This window comes from Arthrobacter sp. TmtSoilC79 (assembly GCF_059739405.1).
In genome coordinates this window covers 2,312,528-2,329,438 of the sequence record NZ_AP046051.1, presented here as the reverse complement: position 1 = coordinate 2,329,438, position 16,911 = coordinate 2,312,528, and the positions used below count along the sequence as shown (strand labels likewise).

14 protein-coding genes are annotated in these 16,911 nt (G+C 62.1%); 7 read left to right on the top strand and 7 right to left on the bottom strand.

Features of this window, described 5'->3' with window-relative positions; translation table 11 throughout:
• Positions 1 to 12: 12 nt before the first annotated feature.
• The 3 genes from AC6JA3_RS10805 to tkt are packed head-to-tail and all read right to left on the bottom strand — an operon-like array spanning position 13 to position 4,927.
• Complete coding sequence (locus AC6JA3_RS10805) at positions 13 to 1,644, bottom strand: glucose-6-phosphate isomerase (RefSeq protein WP_026540628.1); 1,632 nt, start codon at positions 1,642 to 1,644, stop codon at positions 13 to 15.
• 6 nt (positions 1,645 to 1,650) lie between these two features.
• Complete coding sequence (tal, locus tag AC6JA3_RS10800; RefSeq protein WP_026540629.1) at positions 1,651 to 2,769, bottom strand: transaldolase; 1,119 nt, start codon at positions 2,767 to 2,769, stop codon at positions 1,651 to 1,653.
• 31 nt (positions 2,770 to 2,800) lie between these two features.
• Positions 2,801 to 4,927: a transketolase gene (tkt, locus tag AC6JA3_RS10795; RefSeq protein WP_245232859.1), complete on the bottom strand. Its 2,127-nt coding sequence runs from the start codon at positions 4,925 to 4,927 to the stop codon at positions 2,801 to 2,803.
• Positions 4,928 to 5,354: 427 nt separating this feature from the next.
• Here tkt and AC6JA3_RS10790 point away from each other — a divergent pair, with 427 nt between their 5' ends.
• Positions 5,355 to 6,317: a heme o synthase gene (locus AC6JA3_RS10790; protein ID WP_026540631.1), complete on the top strand. Its 963-nt coding sequence runs from the start codon at positions 5,355 to 5,357 to the stop codon at positions 6,315 to 6,317.
• A 296-nt stretch (positions 6,318 to 6,613) separates the two neighbouring features.
• On the opposite strand, the gene AC6JA3_RS10785 is transcribed toward AC6JA3_RS10790, so the two are convergent.
• Positions 6,614 to 7,216, bottom strand: coding sequence for a TOPRIM nucleotidyl transferase/hydrolase domain-containing protein (locus AC6JA3_RS10785; protein WP_347783379.1), 603 nt, complete (start codon positions 7,214 to 7,216; stop codon positions 6,614 to 6,616).
• A gap of 162 nt (positions 7,217 to 7,378) precedes the next feature.
• Between AC6JA3_RS10785 and AC6JA3_RS10780 the strand changes: the two genes are divergently transcribed.
• The 4 genes from AC6JA3_RS10780 to AC6JA3_RS10765 are packed head-to-tail and all read left to right on the top strand — an operon-like array spanning position 7,379 to position 11,790.
• Positions 7,379 to 7,759: a peptidase inhibitor family I36 protein gene (locus AC6JA3_RS10780; RefSeq protein WP_026540633.1), complete on the top strand. Its 381-nt coding sequence runs from the start codon at positions 7,379 to 7,381 to the stop codon at positions 7,757 to 7,759.
• A gap of 2 nt (positions 7,760 to 7,761) precedes the next feature.
• Positions 7,762 to 8,667: a hypothetical protein gene (locus AC6JA3_RS10775; protein ID WP_347783378.1), complete on the top strand. Its 906-nt coding sequence runs from the start codon at positions 7,762 to 7,764 to the stop codon at positions 8,665 to 8,667.
• Positions 8,654 to 9,811 carry an efflux RND transporter periplasmic adaptor subunit gene (locus AC6JA3_RS10770; RefSeq protein ID WP_026540635.1) on the top strand — a complete coding sequence of 386 codons (1,158 nt, stop codon included), beginning with the start codon at positions 8,654 to 8,656 and terminating at the stop codon, positions 9,809 to 9,811. Before AC6JA3_RS10775 ends, AC6JA3_RS10770 begins: the two co-directional genes overlap by 14 nt.
• Positions 9,808 to 11,790, top strand: coding sequence for an ATP-binding cassette domain-containing protein (locus AC6JA3_RS10765; protein ID WP_026546782.1), 1,983 nt, complete (start codon positions 9,808 to 9,810; stop codon positions 11,788 to 11,790). Before AC6JA3_RS10770 ends, AC6JA3_RS10765 begins: the two co-directional genes overlap by 4 nt.
• Here AC6JA3_RS10765 and AC6JA3_RS10760 read toward each other — a convergent pair.
• The 3 genes from AC6JA3_RS10760 to AC6JA3_RS10750 are packed head-to-tail and all read right to left on the bottom strand — an operon-like array spanning position 11,787 to position 14,517.
• Positions 11,787 to 12,743, bottom strand: a complete 957-nt coding sequence (locus AC6JA3_RS10760; protein ID WP_347783376.1) for a COX15/CtaA family protein — start codon at positions 12,741 to 12,743, stop codon at positions 11,787 to 11,789. The genes AC6JA3_RS10765 and AC6JA3_RS10760 overlap by 4 nt on opposite strands.
• 47 nt (positions 12,744 to 12,790) lie before the next feature.
• A complete protein-coding gene (locus AC6JA3_RS10755; protein ID WP_026546784.1) occupies positions 12,791 to 13,555 on the bottom strand; it encodes an ABC transporter permease in 765 nt (254 codons plus the stop codon).
• Positions 13,552 to 14,517, bottom strand: coding sequence for an ABC transporter ATP-binding protein (locus AC6JA3_RS10750; protein WP_026540639.1), 966 nt, complete (start codon positions 14,515 to 14,517; stop codon positions 13,552 to 13,554). Before AC6JA3_RS10750 ends, AC6JA3_RS10755 begins: the two co-directional genes overlap by 4 nt.
• A 109-nt stretch (positions 14,518 to 14,626) precedes the next feature.
• Here AC6JA3_RS10750 and AC6JA3_RS10745 point away from each other — a divergent pair, with 109 nt between their 5' ends.
• On the top strand, positions 14,627 to 15,448 hold the full coding sequence (locus AC6JA3_RS10745; protein WP_035760756.1) for a helix-turn-helix transcriptional regulator: 822 nt from the start codon (positions 14,627 to 14,629) through the stop codon (positions 15,446 to 15,448).
• Positions 15,448 to 16,911: a Fe-S cluster assembly protein SufB gene (sufB, locus tag AC6JA3_RS10740; protein ID WP_026540641.1), complete on the top strand. Its 1,464-nt coding sequence runs from the start codon at positions 15,448 to 15,450 to the stop codon at positions 16,909 to 16,911. Before AC6JA3_RS10745 ends, sufB begins: the two co-directional genes overlap by 1 nt.

Here is a 16,911-nt window from a genome sequence, read left to right as displayed (position 1 = left end):
TGGTTCTGTGCCTTAGCTTTCGAGTGCGCTGGCCTGGCCGGCCAACGCAGCGACGACTTCCTGGAGTTGGCTTACGCCGGCGGCACGCTCTGTGAGGTGCAGGCGCAAAACCGGGCGGCCATGGCCTTCCAGCACCTGGGCATCGCCCGAGGCCTGGGCAGCAATAAGCTGGCCAAAGGTGAACGGCCGGTCCGGAATTTCCAGATCGGTGGAGGACGCTGCAGTAACCTGCAGGAAAACCCCGATTGCCGGTCCGCCCTTGTGGAACTGCCCGGTGGAGTGGAGGAACCTCGGACCCCAACCGAACGTCACCGGACGCCCACTGATGGCTGCGAGTTCATCGCGGATACCTTCCAGGGGCGCGTGGGAAATACGGTCAAGGTACGCCTGGACGCTCAAGTACCCGTCGGTGCCAAGCTGGCCCAGGAGAGCCTGAACAGCCTCCGACACAGTGGAAGCCGAACCAAGCCAGCTGCCACCGCGGACTTCCACTGCACCATCGGTGAATGCCGCAGGAGTAGGCTCGGGTCGGGCATCCAGCAAGCCACGGGCGGCCACCTTGGCCGCTTCGACGTCAGGCTGGTCAAAGGGGTTGATCCCCAGCAGGCGACCGGCCACAGCCGTCGCAAACTCCCAGGTGAACATCTGCGAAGCCAGGCCGCCGGCAATTGCGACCTCGTTTCCACGAAGCTCGACGTCGGCCTCCGCACCAACCAGCCGGACCACCAGTACGTCGGGGGCACCGTTCAGGGCTTCCGGAGAATCCGGTCCGGCCACGACTGGAAGGACGCCGGTGCCCAGCTTGCCGGTGGATTCGGCAATGAGCTGCTCGGCCCAATCGGCAAAACCAACAATGCCGGAACCGTCTTCAGCGATGACGATTTTGTTGCGCAAGGGACTGGTGCCGCCCAAGGCAATGCCCAGGGCCAGTCCGATGTTGTCGGTGGAGTCCTCATTGAGGATCTCTGCAGCTTCCTCCGCCTCATCCAGGAATGCCTGGATGTCCACACCGGCCAGGCCACAAGGGACCAACCCAAATGCAGTAAGTGCCGAGAAGCGTCCGCCGACGTTGGGGTCGGCATTGAACACCGCACGGTAGCCCGCTTCACGCGAGGCCTTGTCCAAGGGCGAACCCGGATCCGTGACGATGATGATCCGGCTCTTGGCATCGATGCCGGCGTCGTTGAATGCCTTTTCGAAAACCCGCCGCTGGGAGTCGGTTTCCACGGTGGAGCCGGACTTGGACGACACCACGATTGCCGTTTCGGCCAACCGCTCCTCAAGGGCAGCACTGACCTGTTCGGGGTCCGTGCTGTCCAGCACAGTCAGCTCGACGCCGGCGGTGCCGGCGATGACCTCGGGAGCCAAGGAAGACCCACCCATGCCACAGAGGACAATACGTGTCACTCCTTCGGCGCGGAGGGCATCGCGGAGTTCCAGGATGTCGCCAACCAAGGCCTGGGACACTGTGGCAGCCTCTACCCAGCCAAGACGGATAGCGGATTCGGATTCTGCATCCGGACCCCACAGGGTGTGGTCCTTGGCGAAAATCCTCGTCGCGATCCGGTCTTCGACCAGGCTGTCAATGTGTTGGGCGATGGCCTGCTGCGCGGCACCGCTGGCGTCGTAGCTGATTGTGCTCATGAGGTGTTAGGAAGCCTTCCGTGCGGTGGCGAGGGCGCCTTCGACGTCGGCCAGGAGTTCCTTCCAGGAGCCCACGAACTTCTCGAGGCCTTCGGTCTCCAGGAGGGTGACGACGTCGTTGTAGGAGACGCCGAGGGCTTCGAGGGCGTTGAGGGTCTCATTCGCTTCGTCGTAGGTGCCGGTGATGGTGTCACCGGTGACTACGCCGTGGTCGAACGTGGCATCCAGCGTCTTCTCCGGCATGGTGTTGACCACTCCTGCTGCGACGAGCTCGGTCACGTACAGCGTGTCCGGGTAGGCCGGGTCCTTCACGCCGGTAGAGGCCCACAGCGGACGCTGGGGGAGCGCACCGGCCTCAGCCAGGACGGCCCAGCGCTCGGTGGAGAAGAGCTCCTCGTAGACCTGGTAGGCCAGGCGGGCGTTGGCAACGCCGGCCTTGCCCTTGAGTGCCTTGGCTTCCTCGGTACCGATGGCGTCGAGGCGCTTGTCGATCTCGGAGTCAACGCGTGAGACAAAGAACGAGGCCACGGAGTGGATCTTGGAGAGGTCGTGGCCGTTTTCCTTGGCCTGCTCAAGGCCGGTCTGGAAAGCGTTGATGACCGCGCGGTAGCGCTCCAGGGAGAAGATCAGGGTCACGTTGACGCTGATGCCCTCGGCCAGGGTAGCCGTGATGGCTTCCAGGCCTTCCAATGTTGCCGGGATCTTGATGTGGACGTTGTCCTTGTTGACCTTCGCGTAGAGGTTCTTGGCCTCGGCGATGGTGCCCTCGGTGTCCCAGGCAAGGCGGGGATCGACCTCGATGGAGACGCGGCCGTCAACACCGTTGGTTGCAGCGGCGATCGGTGCGAAGAGATCGCAGGCGTCGGCCACGTCCGTGGTGGTGATTTCGAAGATGGTCTCTTCGACGCTGGCACCGGATGCGGCCTTGGCTGCGATGGTGGCGTCGTAGTCGGTACCGGCGGTGATCGCGGCGTGGAAGATGGACGGGTTGGTTGTTACACCAACCACGTTCTTCTCATCGATGAGCTTCTGCAGCGTGCCCGTTTCGAGGCGGGTGCGTGAGAGGTCATCGAGCCAGATCGAAACGCCGGCGTCGGAAAGCTGCTGTGTGGGAGTTGTAGACATGTGATTTCTCCTGTTGTGAGGTATCAGGCTGTTACGCGTTGGCGTCTGCGAGCGAGTCCTTGGCGGCAGCGGCGACGGCTTCGGCGGTGATGCCGAATTCGTTGAAAAGCCGCTTGTAGTCAGCGGAGGCGCCGAAGTGTTCCAGGGAGATGGAGCGGCCGGCGTCACCGACGAATTCACGCCAGCCCAGGGCCAGGCCGGCTTCAACCGAGACACGTGCCTTCACCGATGCCGGGAGCACGGACTCGCGGTAAGCCTCGTCCTGCTTGTTGAACCACTCAACACACGGCATGGAGACCACACGCGCAGCGATGCCTTCAGCCTGCAATGCTTCGCGGGCCTGCACGGCGAGCTGGACTTCGGAGCCGGTGCCGATCAGGATGACCTGCGCGTCAACGGTTTCGCCATCCTTGGATGCCTCGGCCAGCACATAGCCGCCCTTGGCAACACCTGCGGTTGAACCGAACGTGTCGCCGCTTGCTTCGCCTTCACCGCGGGCGTAAGTGGGGATGTTCTGACGTGTCAGGACAATGCCGGCCGGGTTCTCGTGGTTCTCCAGCATGGCCTTCCATGCGGCGGAGACTTCGTTCGCATCGCCGGGACGGACAACGTCCAGGCCGGGAATGGCGCGCAGCGAGGCCAGCTGCTCCACAGGCTGGTGGGTGGGGCCGTCTTCGCCCAGACCGATGGAGTCGTGCGTCCAGACATACAGGGACGGGACACCCATCAGTGCGCCGAGGCGGATGGCCGGGCGCTGGTAGTCGCTGAAGATCAGGAACGTACCGGAGAAGGCACGGGTACGGCCATGCAGGGAGATGCCGTTCACGATCGAGGCTGCAGCGTGCTCACGGATACCGAAGTGCAGTACGCGTCCGTAGGGGTTGCCCTTCCAGGCGTCCGTGGAACGGGACGTCGGAATGAACGACGGCGAGCCTTCAATGGTGGTGTTGTTGGACTCGGCGAGGTCGGCCGAACCGCCCCAGAGCTCAGGAAGAACCGGGCCGATGGCGTTCAGTACCTTGCCCGAAGCGGCGCGGGTGGAAACATCCTTGCCGGCTTCGAACACCGGAAGCGCGGCGTCGATGCCCACGGGCAGCTTCTTGGCTTCCACACGTTCCAGCAAGGCAGCAGCGTCAGGGTTGGCGGACTGCCAGGCCTCAAAGCTCTTCTGCCATGCAGCGCGGGACTCCGCACCGCGGTCCAGGACCTTGCGGGCGTGCGCCAGGACTTCTTCGTCAACGTCGAAGGACTTGGCCGGATCGAAGCCGAGGACGCTCTTCAGCGCAGCGACTTCTTCGGCGCCCAGTGCGGAGCCGTGGATCTTGCCGGTGTTCTGCTTCTTCGGTGCCGGGTAACCGATGATGGTGCGCAGGGAGATGATGGAGGGCTTGTTGGTCTCTGCCTTCGCAGCGAGCAGCGCCGAGTAGAGTTCCTGGACGTCTTCGACGTAATCGCCGGTCTTGGTCCAGTCAACGCGCTGGGTGTGCCAGCCGTACGCTTCGTAACGCTTGAGGACGTCCTCGGTGAAAGCAACGTCGGTATCGTCTTCGATGGAGATGTGGTTCTCGTCGTAGATCACTACGAGGTTGCCCAGTTCCTGGTGGCCCGCGAGCGAGGACGCCTCGGAGGTGACACCTTCCTGGAGGTCGCCGTCGGAGGCGATAACCCAAATAGTGTGGTCGAACGGCGATTCGCCGGCGGGAGCATCGGCGTCGAACAGGCCACGCTGGCGACGCTGCGAGTAGGCGAAACCTACGGCAGATGCCAGGCCCTGGCCCAGCGGGCCGGTGGTGATTTCGACACCGGCGGTGTGCTTGTACTCGGGGTGGCCGGGGGTCAGCGAACCCCACGTGCGCAGCGCCTCAAGATCCTTCAGTTCCAGCCCGTATCCGGAGAGGAACAACTGGATGTAAAGGGTCAGCGAGGTGTGGCCGGGGGACAGCACGAAACGGTCGCGGCCCAACCAATCCGGGTTCTTGGGATCGTGGCGCATCAGCTTCTGGAACAGCAGGTACGCTGCCGGAGCCAAGCTCATCGCAGTACCGGGGTGGCCGTTTCCGACCTTCTCCACGGCGTCAGCGGCCAACACGCGAACGGTGTCAACTGCCTTCTTGTCCAGATCGGTCCATGACAGTTCTTGCTCTTCCAAATGTGGCACGAAAACCGAGCCCCTCTCTGTGCTGACGGCAGGTGTAAGGACACGGCACGCAGGAAGCACAGGATGGCGCCCGCTGCAATGTGTCTACCAGCCGTTCACCATTGAAACGTTGATCTCTCATCCAGACGCACGGATATCCGAGAATACGGTTTCCCGGATCGTCAACGTGTGCTGATCTGCTCAACAGCTTAGCCCTAAACGTGTCAGGGAACTCAGGGAATCCCACTAACTGGACAGAAATTCCCTTATATGAATCACGATGGCCCGGAAGGCGGGTGAAGTTTCGGAAACATTGACGACTTTTGGGGACATTGGTCCACTTCCGGCCACGGTATGATATTTGGAGGCCACCAGCGGAACATGCGCCCGTGTCAGCTTCGAGGACCGGGACGGCAGCCGCTGCGAGAACCCCAGAGCATAGAACAGAGTGACTGCCGCCGTGAGCACAACTGATACGCCCCTTAACGCGTCCCCGGCCCGGGGAAGCATCGGAATTTCCCGTAAGTTCAAGGCGTATCTGGCACTCACCAAACCCAGGGTCATCGAACTCCTCCTGGTCAGCACTTTGCCCACCATGATCTTCGCGCAGCGGGGTTTCCCTTCCATCGGCCTGATCCTTGCCACCCTTGTAGGTGGAGCGTTTGCGGCCGGCAGTGCCGGCGTCTTCAACTGCTATATCGACCGTGACATCGACAAGCTGATGCACCGGACCGAGAAGCGGCCCCTTGTCACCGGTGAGGTGACCCCGCGTGAAGCGTTGGTCTTTGCCTGGATTCTCGGGGCAGCCTCGATTGCCATCCTGTGGTTCGGCGCCAATCCGCTGTCCGCCTGGCTTGGACTTGGGGCCATCGTCTTCTACGTGGTGATTTACACCATGATCCTGAAGCGCCGCACAGCCCAGAACATCGTGTGGGGTGGCGCAGCCGGTTGCTTCCCTGTCCTGATCGCCTGGGCTGCAGTGACCAACACTGTGGAGTGGCCCGCAATCGTGCTCTTCATGGTCATCTTCCTCTGGACGCCTCCCCATTACTGGCCGCTGTCCATGCGGTACGGCGAGGACTACCGCAATGCCAACGTGCCGATGCTCGGCGCCATTGCCGGCGCCAAGGTGGTCTCTGTCCAGGTTGTGCTCTACGCCTGGGCCATGGTTGCGTGCTCCCTGTTGATGGTGCCCGTTGGCGGCGCCGGCTGGGTCTACACGATCGTGGCCGTTGCTGCGGGCGCTTGGTTCCTGTACGAGAGCCACGCGTTGTACAAGCGTGCACAGGGCGGCGACGTCTCCAACAAGGGCGCCATGAAGGTCTTTCATGGCTCCATCAGCTACCTGACGTTGCTCTTCATCGCCCTGGCGGTAGACCCGTTCATCGGCTCAGCGATCGTCGGCGGCTAGGTTCCGCAGACTTTTGTGACAAGAAAGTTCGACGCCGGTACCCGCCACTTGCTTTAGTGGCCGGTGCCGGCGTCGCCGTTTCCGGCCACAAGCTCAACGGTCTCTCACATCCCACGGGCTTGAGCCCAACGGTCTCTCACATCCGACCGGCTTGAGCCCAACGGTCTCTCACATCCGACCGGCTTGAGCCCAACGGTCTCTCACATCCCACCGGCTTGAGCCCCACGGTCTCTCACATCCCACGGCCACAAGCCCAACGGTCGCTCACATCCCACCGGCTTGAGCCCCACGGTCTCTCACATATCAAAAGATGCCACCAAGCGAGCCAACGGGGGTGGTGCCTTGCCGGAAGGCAGCGCAGACACCAAGAGGGGCGCGTACCGGATTTTATTGCCGCTGCGCCCACCTAAAAACCTCCGCAGTTGAGCCTCAATGGGCCGGCCCCGCAAGGAGGGTTGTCGCCGGAGAAGTTCGAACGAGCCAAGCTCACCTTCACTGGCGATCACGTTGAGCACCTCATCGACGCCCAGGCAACGAATAAGTTCATCCTCCAAATCAGCCTCACAGACCTGGAACCCCAGGTCGTTCAAGGAAGCGGCCCCGAAACCGGCCCTGCTGAAGGCGCGGGTGATGCCCCGGGATTCTCCGGAATCGCAGAGACCCAGCAGTCGATGGTTTTCCCCTTGCGGTCCGTAGCGGTCGAGGAAGTGGACAATGTTCGTGGCCCCACCCATTGGGACGATGCAGACGTGTTGCTTTTGCAGGTCATGACCAAGGCGGTGGGCCAACGCGTTCACGGCCAGACGGTCGCTCTCGCCTTCCACGAACACTGTCGTCATCTGCACATGACCAGTATGGCTGATGAGGATGTCTGGCCTCGGGTCGCTGATGGCCAGCACCTAGAGGCCCCAACGCAGCACCTAGTTTGGGGCTGTTCGGCACCTAATTCTTGCCGGAACGCCACCTAGTTTGAGCAAAAGCCGTCTAGGTGGTGACGTGCGCAACCTAGTGTTCGTGGTGGAACAGAGCTGTTCCATGGCGCACAAGCATTGGGGACACAAGTGAAAGCATTCCTGCGTACAGCCGGCATTCTGACGGTTGCTTCGGCTTCGGTCTTAACCGGAGTCACCGCCGCGCAAGCCGCACCGGCTTGCTCCACGGCCCGCGTATGTCTCTACGACAACTACTGGTTCACCGGAACTCAGCGAACCTATAACTGGGTCGCATCGTATGTGGGTGACGCGGCAAACGATAAAGCCAGCTCAATAGTCATAGGCCCGCCTGCGAACATTCAATCGCCCTACGTGTATCTGTATCGGGATCTTAACTACTCAGGGCATTCGGTCATCTTCCGGGGTGGCAACGCCGTCAACGACCTTCGGGGCGTGTCAATGTATGCCGGCGTGAACTGGGATGACGAAATCTCCAGCATCTGGGGTTAGCCGTGCGATCTCCCACTTTTCATTCAGTTTCGGCGGTCGCGGCGACACTGGCTGTAGTCGTGCTCGCCGGCGTGGCCTGTTCGGGCCCGCCGGCACCGTCTCCCACCGCAACGACGACGGTCAGCCTGCCTGCAGTGGATCGCGCGGCCGGAGCAGGAGCCAAGGCCGACCTCAAGGAAAGCACCGGCGAAGTTGTCCTTCCCATGAGTGCTTACTGGTACTCAGGCCGTGAGAACGTCCTGGTCAATACGGCGGTGGCATTCCTCATTTACGATTGCGTGGAAGATGCCGGGTTCACGGTGGCTCCGTGGGGAGGCGGTGGCAGGGCCCTCCAGGACGGTAGGTATGGACAGTGGTCCCGCCCGTTGGCCGCCAGAAACGGTGCCATGCCGGAGATCCGCGAAATTCCAGGTGTAATGGACGAACAACCCGAGCGCCCCGCACTCAGCGCCGACCATCAGGCGGCGGAAACAAAGTGCAGTAATTCGGTGGGGAGGGCCGGACTACCCGAACTCCTGGACGGCCTGGCTGGTGATGCCTCCTTGCAGAATCAAATCACTCGGAACGCCGTGGCACTGACAGAGCTCGATTCGGAGTACTTGGCTTACCGGAAGAGCTGGGAGGAATGCCTGGCCACCAAAGGCATCAAACTTTCGGAACAGGGTTCGTGGAGCTTGCAATCCAGCGGATCAAGGGAGGATGGGATACGGGTTGCCCTCTTGGATTTGGACTGCAAGGACGCCAGTGGCGGGGCCAGGAAACCCTACGACATCCTTGCTGAATACCAGGCCGCACAGATGATGGATCATCAGGCCGAACTCAACGCCTTGGCAGAAGAGAAGACGGGCGCCGTGGTGCGTGCCAAACAGATTTTGCGGGATCACGGCGTTGCTGATGCAAGACTATGAGTTGCAGCTGATTGGACGCGGACTGAGGCGGGTCCCGCGGTCGTGGCTGATCCTCGTTGCATCACTGGTGGTGCTGGCAGGTTTGGGCGGCGCTTACTGGGCAGGAACATCGACCACAGCAGGGGCGAAGTCCACACCGATCCCTGCATCGGTGGTTCCGGTTTCGGCTGCGGTAGAACGCCGTGTGGTGGCCAAACAGGTTGTTCTTTCGGGGAAAGTCGTTCCAGGAGCCGAGACAAACCTTCAGGCCAGTCCCGCAGCCGGCGTCGACAGACTGGTGGTGACCGACGTGGCAAAAGAGGCCGGGAGCCCCGTGGTTTCCGGTGAATTACTGGCGGTCGTCTCAGGGAGGCCGCTATTGATACTACCCAGCAGCGTGCCGTTGTATCGGGACATCAATCCAAACGACTCAGGCCCCGATGTCAAGGCACTACAAGGGGTTTTGGCGGGCTTCGGTTATGCGTGCGCCACAACGGGAACCTTTGACCGGGCTACTCAGCAGGCACTGGCATCGTGGTACCAAGCCGCAGGGTTTAGAGCCCCCGTTTCGCTCCCGCAGGAGGAAGCTGGTGATGCGGCATCGAAGAACCCGTCGGATGTCATGTTTCGCTGGCGGGAATTTGTCCAGGTCCCCGGTGATACTGGCACTGTAGCTTCCATCGCCGGACCCGGTTCCATCTTGGCCGAGGACGGGGTCGTGGCCCGGATCAGGATCGCTGACGACTCCTTTGTTGCCCGCGCAGACGTTGTCCAGGCCGAGAGCTTCGTGGCGGGTACGCCCGTAACGGTCAGGGCCGGTTCAACAGTTCTGGACACCACAGTGGTTCATGTCAGCGAGTTCCTGGAGGGTGACCAAAGCAAGAATGAGATCCCTGGAAAAGATGTCACCGTAGCGTTGCCGCCGGGGACGCAGGGATTCGCTGCCGGCCAATCAGTCACCATTGCCGCTGGTGGTGCGGCTGCAGAGTCCCTCGCCGTTCCCCTCATCGCCATTCGCCAGGACGGCGGGATACCGTATCTCCTGGTTGAAGGGAACAGCGAGCCCCGCCGCGTAGTCGTCAGGGTTACCGCGCAGGTGGATGGGTGGGCGGCGATCGCTGACGTGGACGGCCTGGTTGTTGGGGATCAGGTGAAACTCCAATGAATGCGCTTCTGCCAGCCCGGGAAACGTCCTTGCATGCGAAGCGCGTGCCAATCCTCAGCCTGCGCGGTGTTGACCGCAGTTTCCCCGGCGCGAAAGCGCTGAAGGAAGTGGACCTCGACATCCACGAGGGGGAATTCGTGGCCATTGTGGGCCCATCCGGTTCGGGAAAGTCCACACTGCTCAACGTCCTCGGCCTCCTGGACACACCCTCGGGGGGTTGCTATCGGATCAGGAACCTAAACGTCGCAGATCTCAGCGAGAGGCAGAAGGCGGCTCTACGGGCCGATGTTTTCGGCTTCGTCTTCCAGGAATCACATATGGTGGGCCGGGATGCCACGGCCCGCAACGCCGTGTTGGGACTGCGTGTGCGGGGCATAGGGATGAAGGTCCAGAAACAACTGGTCATGCCCGCTCTGAAGAAGTTCGGCCTCGCAGACAGGGCAGCAACACCGGCGTCGTTGTTGTCCGGGGGAGAGCGCCAACGTCTGGCTATCGCACGGGCAGTGATCGGAGCGCCAAAGGTTGTCCTCGCAGACGAACCCACAGGCAGCCTGGACACCGGGAACGGCCAGATCGTCATTCAGCATCTCCGGGAGCTTAGTGATGCCGGTACCACTGTGGCCTTGGTGACCCACGATCCCGACGTTGCGTCAGCCGCGGACCGCATCATCACCATGCGCGACGGAGCCATCATCATGGACACCGGCCACAACAGGGACAGCATTCCAGCACCAACAACAGACGGCATTCCAACACCCACAACAGAAGGCCCCGAAAGCAAACGTGCCTTCGGTCGGAGCCTGCGCCATGAGGCAGCAGATGCCGTTGCCGACGCGCTCTCCGGGTTGACCGTTCGCCCAGCCAAAGCCCTACTGCTGATCATGGCGTTTCTCCTTGGCAGCGCAGGGTTGGTTGCGGCCATCGGACTAAGCGAGAGTGCCTCAGTCAAGGTGTCCACGCGCATCGATGCAGCCGCTAGCGACGAAGTCAGGGTGACGCGTTCGGCCGGTTATCCATCGTGGGAAACCATCAGCAGCGACCTCAATGCATCCAGAAGGCTCTCGGGAGTGCATGAGGCCGGTGTCATCGCCGAACTCTCATCGTCAGTGGTGCAGCCATCCACCTTTCGGCCCGCGTCCTTTCCTGAACAACCGGCTTTCAACGGCGCAGTCCGGATCATCGACTCTGCTTACCTTCGGCTCCAAGGCGCGACCCTGTCCTACGGTGACGCTGCCCTGCTCGACCAATCGTTCGGTGGTCCCGTCGCAATCCTGGGTCAGAACGCTGCCAAGGAACTGGGAGTCGCAAAGCCAGGTCCCGGCGTCGTGGTGTGGCTGTATGGCCAGCCAGTCCCGGTGGTGGGCGTTATTGGGGACCCCGGCCGTGACCCGATTCTGCCGTCAGGAATCATGGTGGGGATCGGGTCCTACCATTTGACCGGCAATGTGGCGGCAAGCCTGGTCCTTCGGACTGATCCAGGGATGCCGGCGGCCATTGCCGAGGCGCTCCCAAAAGCGCTCAACCCTGCTGAACCCGGCGACGTAGAGGTTCAAACAGTGGCCGATCTTCGGGAACTCAAACAGGGGATTAATACGGACCTTGGCAGACTGGTTGCCGTTGTGTCCATCATCCTGCTCGCCATGGCTTGCCTGAGCGCCGGAACCACCATGTATCTGGGGGTGTTGGCGCGATCCAGCGAAATAGCGCTTCGACTCGCCTTGGGTATGCGTCGAAGAGTGCTCGCCTTAATGTTCCTTACCGAAGGCGCCGTGGTGGGAGTACTCGGCGGGGCTGGAGGCGCAGCCGTTGGGATGGGTGCTGTGCTGGCCTACGCGTCCAGTGAAGGTTGGGCGGCTGTGGTCCCTTGGTACGCGTCGCTGTGGGGCATAGGGGCGGGATTGGCGAGTGGCACCTTGTCGGCTGTGTATCCGGCAGTGCTGGCCATGCGTTCCAACCCGGCGCAACTGATCCGGAGTTAGGAGATCTGCTGACGGACCGGGCTGTGCTTGGCGAGGTCGGCGGCGTTGGTGGCCGCGCTCATCAGCACTGCGGCACCGAACATATGCGCACCAACCAGCAGCGCCGGGATTCCGTTGTAGTACTGGGTAAAGCCGATGACTGCCTGCAACAGTGTTACGCCCAGCAGAAGGTAGGCCGCCGTTCGGAACGGGCCGCCGATCTTGCCGCGGATCACCAGGAACACAGCGAACAGTGTGCCGGCGGTGATGAGGTAAGCCGGAACGGCGTGGATGTGCGAGAAGAGGTCCCAGTCGAGATCGTTGCGGGGGGCATCAGCGTCGCCGGCATGAGGACCGGCGCCAGTGACTACGACGCCCAGCATCACTGAGAGTGTGGAGAAGACGGCGACAGCCAGCATCACGGGACGTGCGACGGAGGGCAGGCCCGGGAGGGTCCGGTTCATGAAGCCACCGGTTCGGCCGTAGGCCCGGTTAACAAGCAAGGTGGAGAACACCACCAGAGCCATGGATACCAGGAAGTGCAGGCCCACAACCCACGGGTTGAGCCCGGACAAAACGGTGATGCCGCCGATGATGGCCTGGGCCGGGATGCTCGCCAGGAGGCCCAGGGCCAGAAGAAAGAGGTCGCGCCGCTCTTTACGGAGGTTCCACAAGTACACCAACATGAGCGCTGCGACGGCCGCGAGGGCAAATGTCAGCAGGCGGTTGCCGAATTCGATGAATCCGTGGATGCCCATTTCCGGTGTATTGACCAGCGAGTCGTTGGTGCATCGCGGCCAGGTGGGGCATCCCAACCCTGAAGCGGTCAGGCGCACGGCACCACCGGTCACCACCAGGATTGTCTGCCCGATGAGTGACAGCAAGGCCAGGCGGCGTACTGCCTTGTTGACTTCGGTAGGCAATTTGGACGTGAACCGCTGAATGGTTTTTGGGAGGCGCGATGCCGTGCTCACAGTTTTCTCACTTCTCAGTTCTGCATTGTTGGTGGTGCCCGGTTGGATTAGTTCCACTTGAACCAGCGGATGGCTGCGGCGCCGGCAAGTACCGTCCACAGCAAAAGAACGAGGACGGCGGGGAAGGGCACAGTGCCTGCAAGGAGAGCGTCACGCAGTGCCTGACCCAAGGCCCCCGAAGGAAGGAAGTGAACTATGCCTTGAAGCAATGCGGGCAATCGTTCGGACGGCACCACTATGCCGCCTAAAGCTCCGAGCAGGATCCACAGGAGGTTGGTGATGGCCAGGGTAGCTTCCGGGCGCGCAGTACCGGCGACCAATAGTCCCAGCGCGGTAAAGGCGGCAGCGCCCAGAACCAGCAATCCGAGTCCTGGGAGCCAGCCCTCTGGCCTGGGTTGCCACCCGAGGACGCCGGCAATGGCGCCAACCACCAGTACCTGCAGACAAAGGACCACCAGTACGGCGAGGATCTTGCCGGCGATCAGGCCCCCCTTGCCCAGTGGGGTGGTGGACAGGAACCGGAGCACTCCGTAGCGTCTGTCAAAGCCGGTTGCAATGCCTTGGCCGGTAAAGGCCGTGGACATCGCGCAGAGAGCAAGGATGCCCGGCGTGGCAATGTCCACACGCGATCCCCCGAGCCCATCCAGCAGCGGAGTCACTACCAGTCCGACCAAAGCCATCAAGGGCAGGACGATCGCGAGGATCAGCTGTTCGCCGTTCCGAAGCATGGCAATGGTTTCGTAGCGGCCCTGCTGCATGATGCGGCGCGGCAGCGATGCGGGCCCCGCGTTGGGGGAGAGGAGCTTGCTCATCGGAGGTCCCTTCCGGAGATATCAAGGAACACGTCTTCGAGGCTGCGGGCTTCCAACCGGAGCGAGGCCGGCATGATGTTCCGTTCCGCCCACCAGGCAGTCAGAGCCGCAAGGTCCTTTGGTGTGATCGCACCAGTAATGGAGTAGCTTCCGGAGCGGGTTTCGGTCAGCTGGAGGCCGGCCCCCAAGACGCCCGTGAAGTCGAGGCCGCCGGGCACATCGAAGTAGAGCGTCCGGTCCGTAACGGCAGAATCCGAGGCAGGACCGTGGCTGAGCAATTCGGCGACGGTTCCCTCCACCACGTTGTGGCCGGCGTCGATGATGTAGACGTAGTCGGCGAGGCGCTCGGCGTCGTCCATGAGGTGTGTGGTGAGGACAATTCCCATGCCGGCATCGCGAAGTTCGGCGATCAGCTCGAAGACCATTTGGCGCGATTGCGGATCCAGCCCGGCGCTGGGTTCATCAAGGAAGAGGATTTCCGGGTTGCCCACCAAGGCAGCGGCCAGGGCCAGGCGTTGCTTTTGGCCGCCGGAGAGCCTGCGCACGCTGGTTCTGCTGAATTGGTTGATTCCCAACCGTTCCACGAGCGCGTCCAGGTCCATGTGGTTTTGGTACATGCCGGCGATGTGCCGCAGCAGCGGTATGGGACGGGCCGACGGCGGCAGCCCGCCGTCCTGGAGCATCACGCCTACGCGGGACCGCAACCCGGCGCCGGCTTTATCAGGGTCCGAACCCAGGAGCGAAATAGATCCGCCGGTTCGCTTCTGGAGCCCCTGGGCACATTCGAGGGTGGTGGTCTTGCCTGCCCCATTGGCACCGAGGAGTGCGGTCACTTGGCCGCGCTCGGCGACCAGGGACACTCCGCTGACCACCCGGAGCATTTTTCCGTCAAGGGAGGCCAACGGGCCTACATCCTTAATGAGTCCGTCTATGGTGAGGACAGGGGATTCGGGTGAGCGCACCAGAGTATTCTACGTGAAGTAGTACGGTCACACTTGGCGGGCAGCTGAGGTCAGTCTTGCCTTACTGGATGCATGAAACAAATTACGACATGATTGTGTTGTGTATTCCATGAGCAGTCCAACTTCCATGCCCTCAAAGCGGCATGCTGCAGCGGCAGGGGCCTATGTTGCCCCGCCGACGCTGCCGGACGCGGATGACCGGACCCGGGACCGCGTGCTGAGCGCCGTTCTGGAGAACGGCCCGGTCAGCGCAGCGGAGCTCGGAGATCTTCTCGGCTTCACGCCCGCGGCCGTCCGCCGCCACCTTGACCACCTGGAGCGCAGCGGCGTCATTGAGGTCAAGCGCGTTGCCAAGGCCGGTTCCGGCGCGGGACGTCCCGCACGCCGTTACGTCCTTAGCTCCCAAGGGCAGTCCACCCTTGGCGACGATTACCTGAATATTGCCAGCTCCGCGCTCCGGCGCCTCCAGGAACTCGCCGGCGAAGAGGCCGTCCGTGAATATGCCGAGGAACGCTTCTCGGACATGGAACGGCGCTACGCCCCCGAGGTAGAGGCCGCTGGAGATGACATCACCGCGCGTGCCATGGCATTGTCCAAGGCACTGACCCGGGATCGCTTCGTTGCTTCTGCGCACTCCATTGAGGCCAAGGCTCCGTTGCCGGCTGCATTGTCCAGCGTCCAGCTCTGCCAGGGCCACTGCCCCATCCAGCGGCTCGCCGCGGAGTTCCCGGTGTTTTGCGACACCGAGACCAAGGTCTTCTCGCGTTTGGTGGGCGTTGACGTCCGGCGCCTCTCAACATTGGCGCAGGGCGGACACGTTTGCACCACCCACATACCTACCGGGCGCCCGGCTGCCACGGCATCCCTGGATGTCGCAGAGCAGTCCGGGAACCCGTACCAGGAATCAAACAACCAGCAAGAAAGGCCGTGATGACGGACCAAATAGCAGAGAAAGCGGTAGCTGACGGCACTGTGATCTCGGAGATTCTGGAGAAGAATCCCGAACTGCACGGTATCGGAAACTACGAGTACGGCTGGGCCGACAAGAACGACGTAGGCGCCAATGCCCGTCGTGGCCTCAGCGAGGAGGTTGTCCGCGACATCTCCTCGAAGAAGAACGAGCCCGAATGGATGCTCGACCTGCGCCTCAAGGGCCTGAAGTACTTCGATCGCAAGCCCATGCCCACCTGGGGTGCAGACCTCTCCGGCATTGACTTCGACAACATCAAGTACTTTGTGCGTTCCACCGAAAAGCAGGCGGCAACGTGGGAAGACCTTCCCGAAGACATCCGGAACACCTACGAGAAACTGGGCATCCCCGAAGCTGAGCGCAGCCGCCTCGTTTCCGGTGTCGCCGCACAGTACGAGTCCGAGGTTGTCTACCACCAGATCCGTGAGGACCTGGAAGCCCAGGGCGTCATCTTCCTGGACACGGACACCGCACTGCGCGAGCACCCGGAGATCTTCCAGGAGTACTTCGGCACCATCATCCCGGTGGGCGATAACAAGTTTGCCTCGCTCAACACGGCCGTATGGTCCGGCGGTTCCTTCGTGTACGTGCCCAAGGGCGTCCACGTGGATATCCCGCTGCAGGCCTACTTCCGCATCAACACCGAAAACATGGGCCAGTTCGAGCGCACGCTGATCATCGCCGACGAGGACTCCTACGTTCACTACATCGAAGGCTGCACGGCTCCGATCTACACCTCGGACTCACTGCACTCCGCCGTTGTGGAGATCATCGTGAAGAAGGGCGCCCGCGTCCGCTACACGACCATCCAGAACTGGTCCACCAACGTGTACAACCTCGTCACCAAGCGTGCCATCTGCGAAGAGGGCGCCACCATGGAATGGATCGATGGCAACATCGGCTCCAAGGTGACCATGAAGTACCCGGCCGTCTACCTCGTGGGCGAGCACGCCAAGGGTGAGACGCTGTCCATCGCATTCGCCGGCGAAGGCCAGCACCAGGACACCGGCTCCAAAATGGTGCACATCGCACCGAACACCAAGAGCTCCATCATTTCCAAGTCCGTAGCCCGCGGCGGCGGACGTGCAGCTTACCGCGGCCTGGTCCAGGTCCGCGAGGGTGCCAAGCACTCGGCCAACACGGTCCGTTGCGACGCCCTCCTGGTGGACACCATTTCCCGTTCGGACACGTACCCGTACATCGACATCCGCGAGGATGACGTTGTCATGGGCCACGAGGCCACCGTTTCCCGCGTCAGCGAAGAGCAGCTCTTCTATCTGATGTCCCGCGGCATGCCTGAAGACGAGGCCATGGCCATGATCGTGCGCGGCTTCATTGAGCCGATCGCCCGGGAATTGCCCATGGAATACGCTCTTGAGCTGAACCGCCTGATTGAACTGCAGATGGAAGGGTCCGTCGGTTAA

Coding starts and splice junctions, on each gene's coding strand:
- AC6JA3_RS10770 (WP_026540635.1), top strand. CDS start 8,654: ATGCAAGACTATGAGTTGCAGCTGATTGGACGCGGACTGAGGCGGGTC.
- AC6JA3_RS10805 (WP_026540628.1), bottom strand. CDS start 1,644: ATGAGCACAATCAGCTACGACGCCAGCGGTGCCGCGCAGCAGGCCATC.
- tal (WP_026540629.1), bottom strand. CDS start 2,769: ATGTCTACAACTCCCACACAGCAGCTTTCCGACGCCGGCGTTTCGATC.
- sufB (WP_026540641.1), top strand. CDS start 15,448: ATGACGGACCAAATAGCAGAGAAAGCGGTAGCTGACGGCACTGTGATC.
- AC6JA3_RS10755 (WP_026546784.1), bottom strand. CDS start 13,555: ATGAGCAAGCTCCTCTCCCCCAACGCGGGGCCCGCATCGCTGCCGCGC.
- AC6JA3_RS10745 (WP_035760756.1), top strand. CDS start 14,627: ATGAGCAGTCCAACTTCCATGCCCTCAAAGCGGCATGCTGCAGCGGCA.
- AC6JA3_RS10765 (WP_026546782.1), top strand. CDS start 9,808: ATGAATGCGCTTCTGCCAGCCCGGGAAACGTCCTTGCATGCGAAGCGC.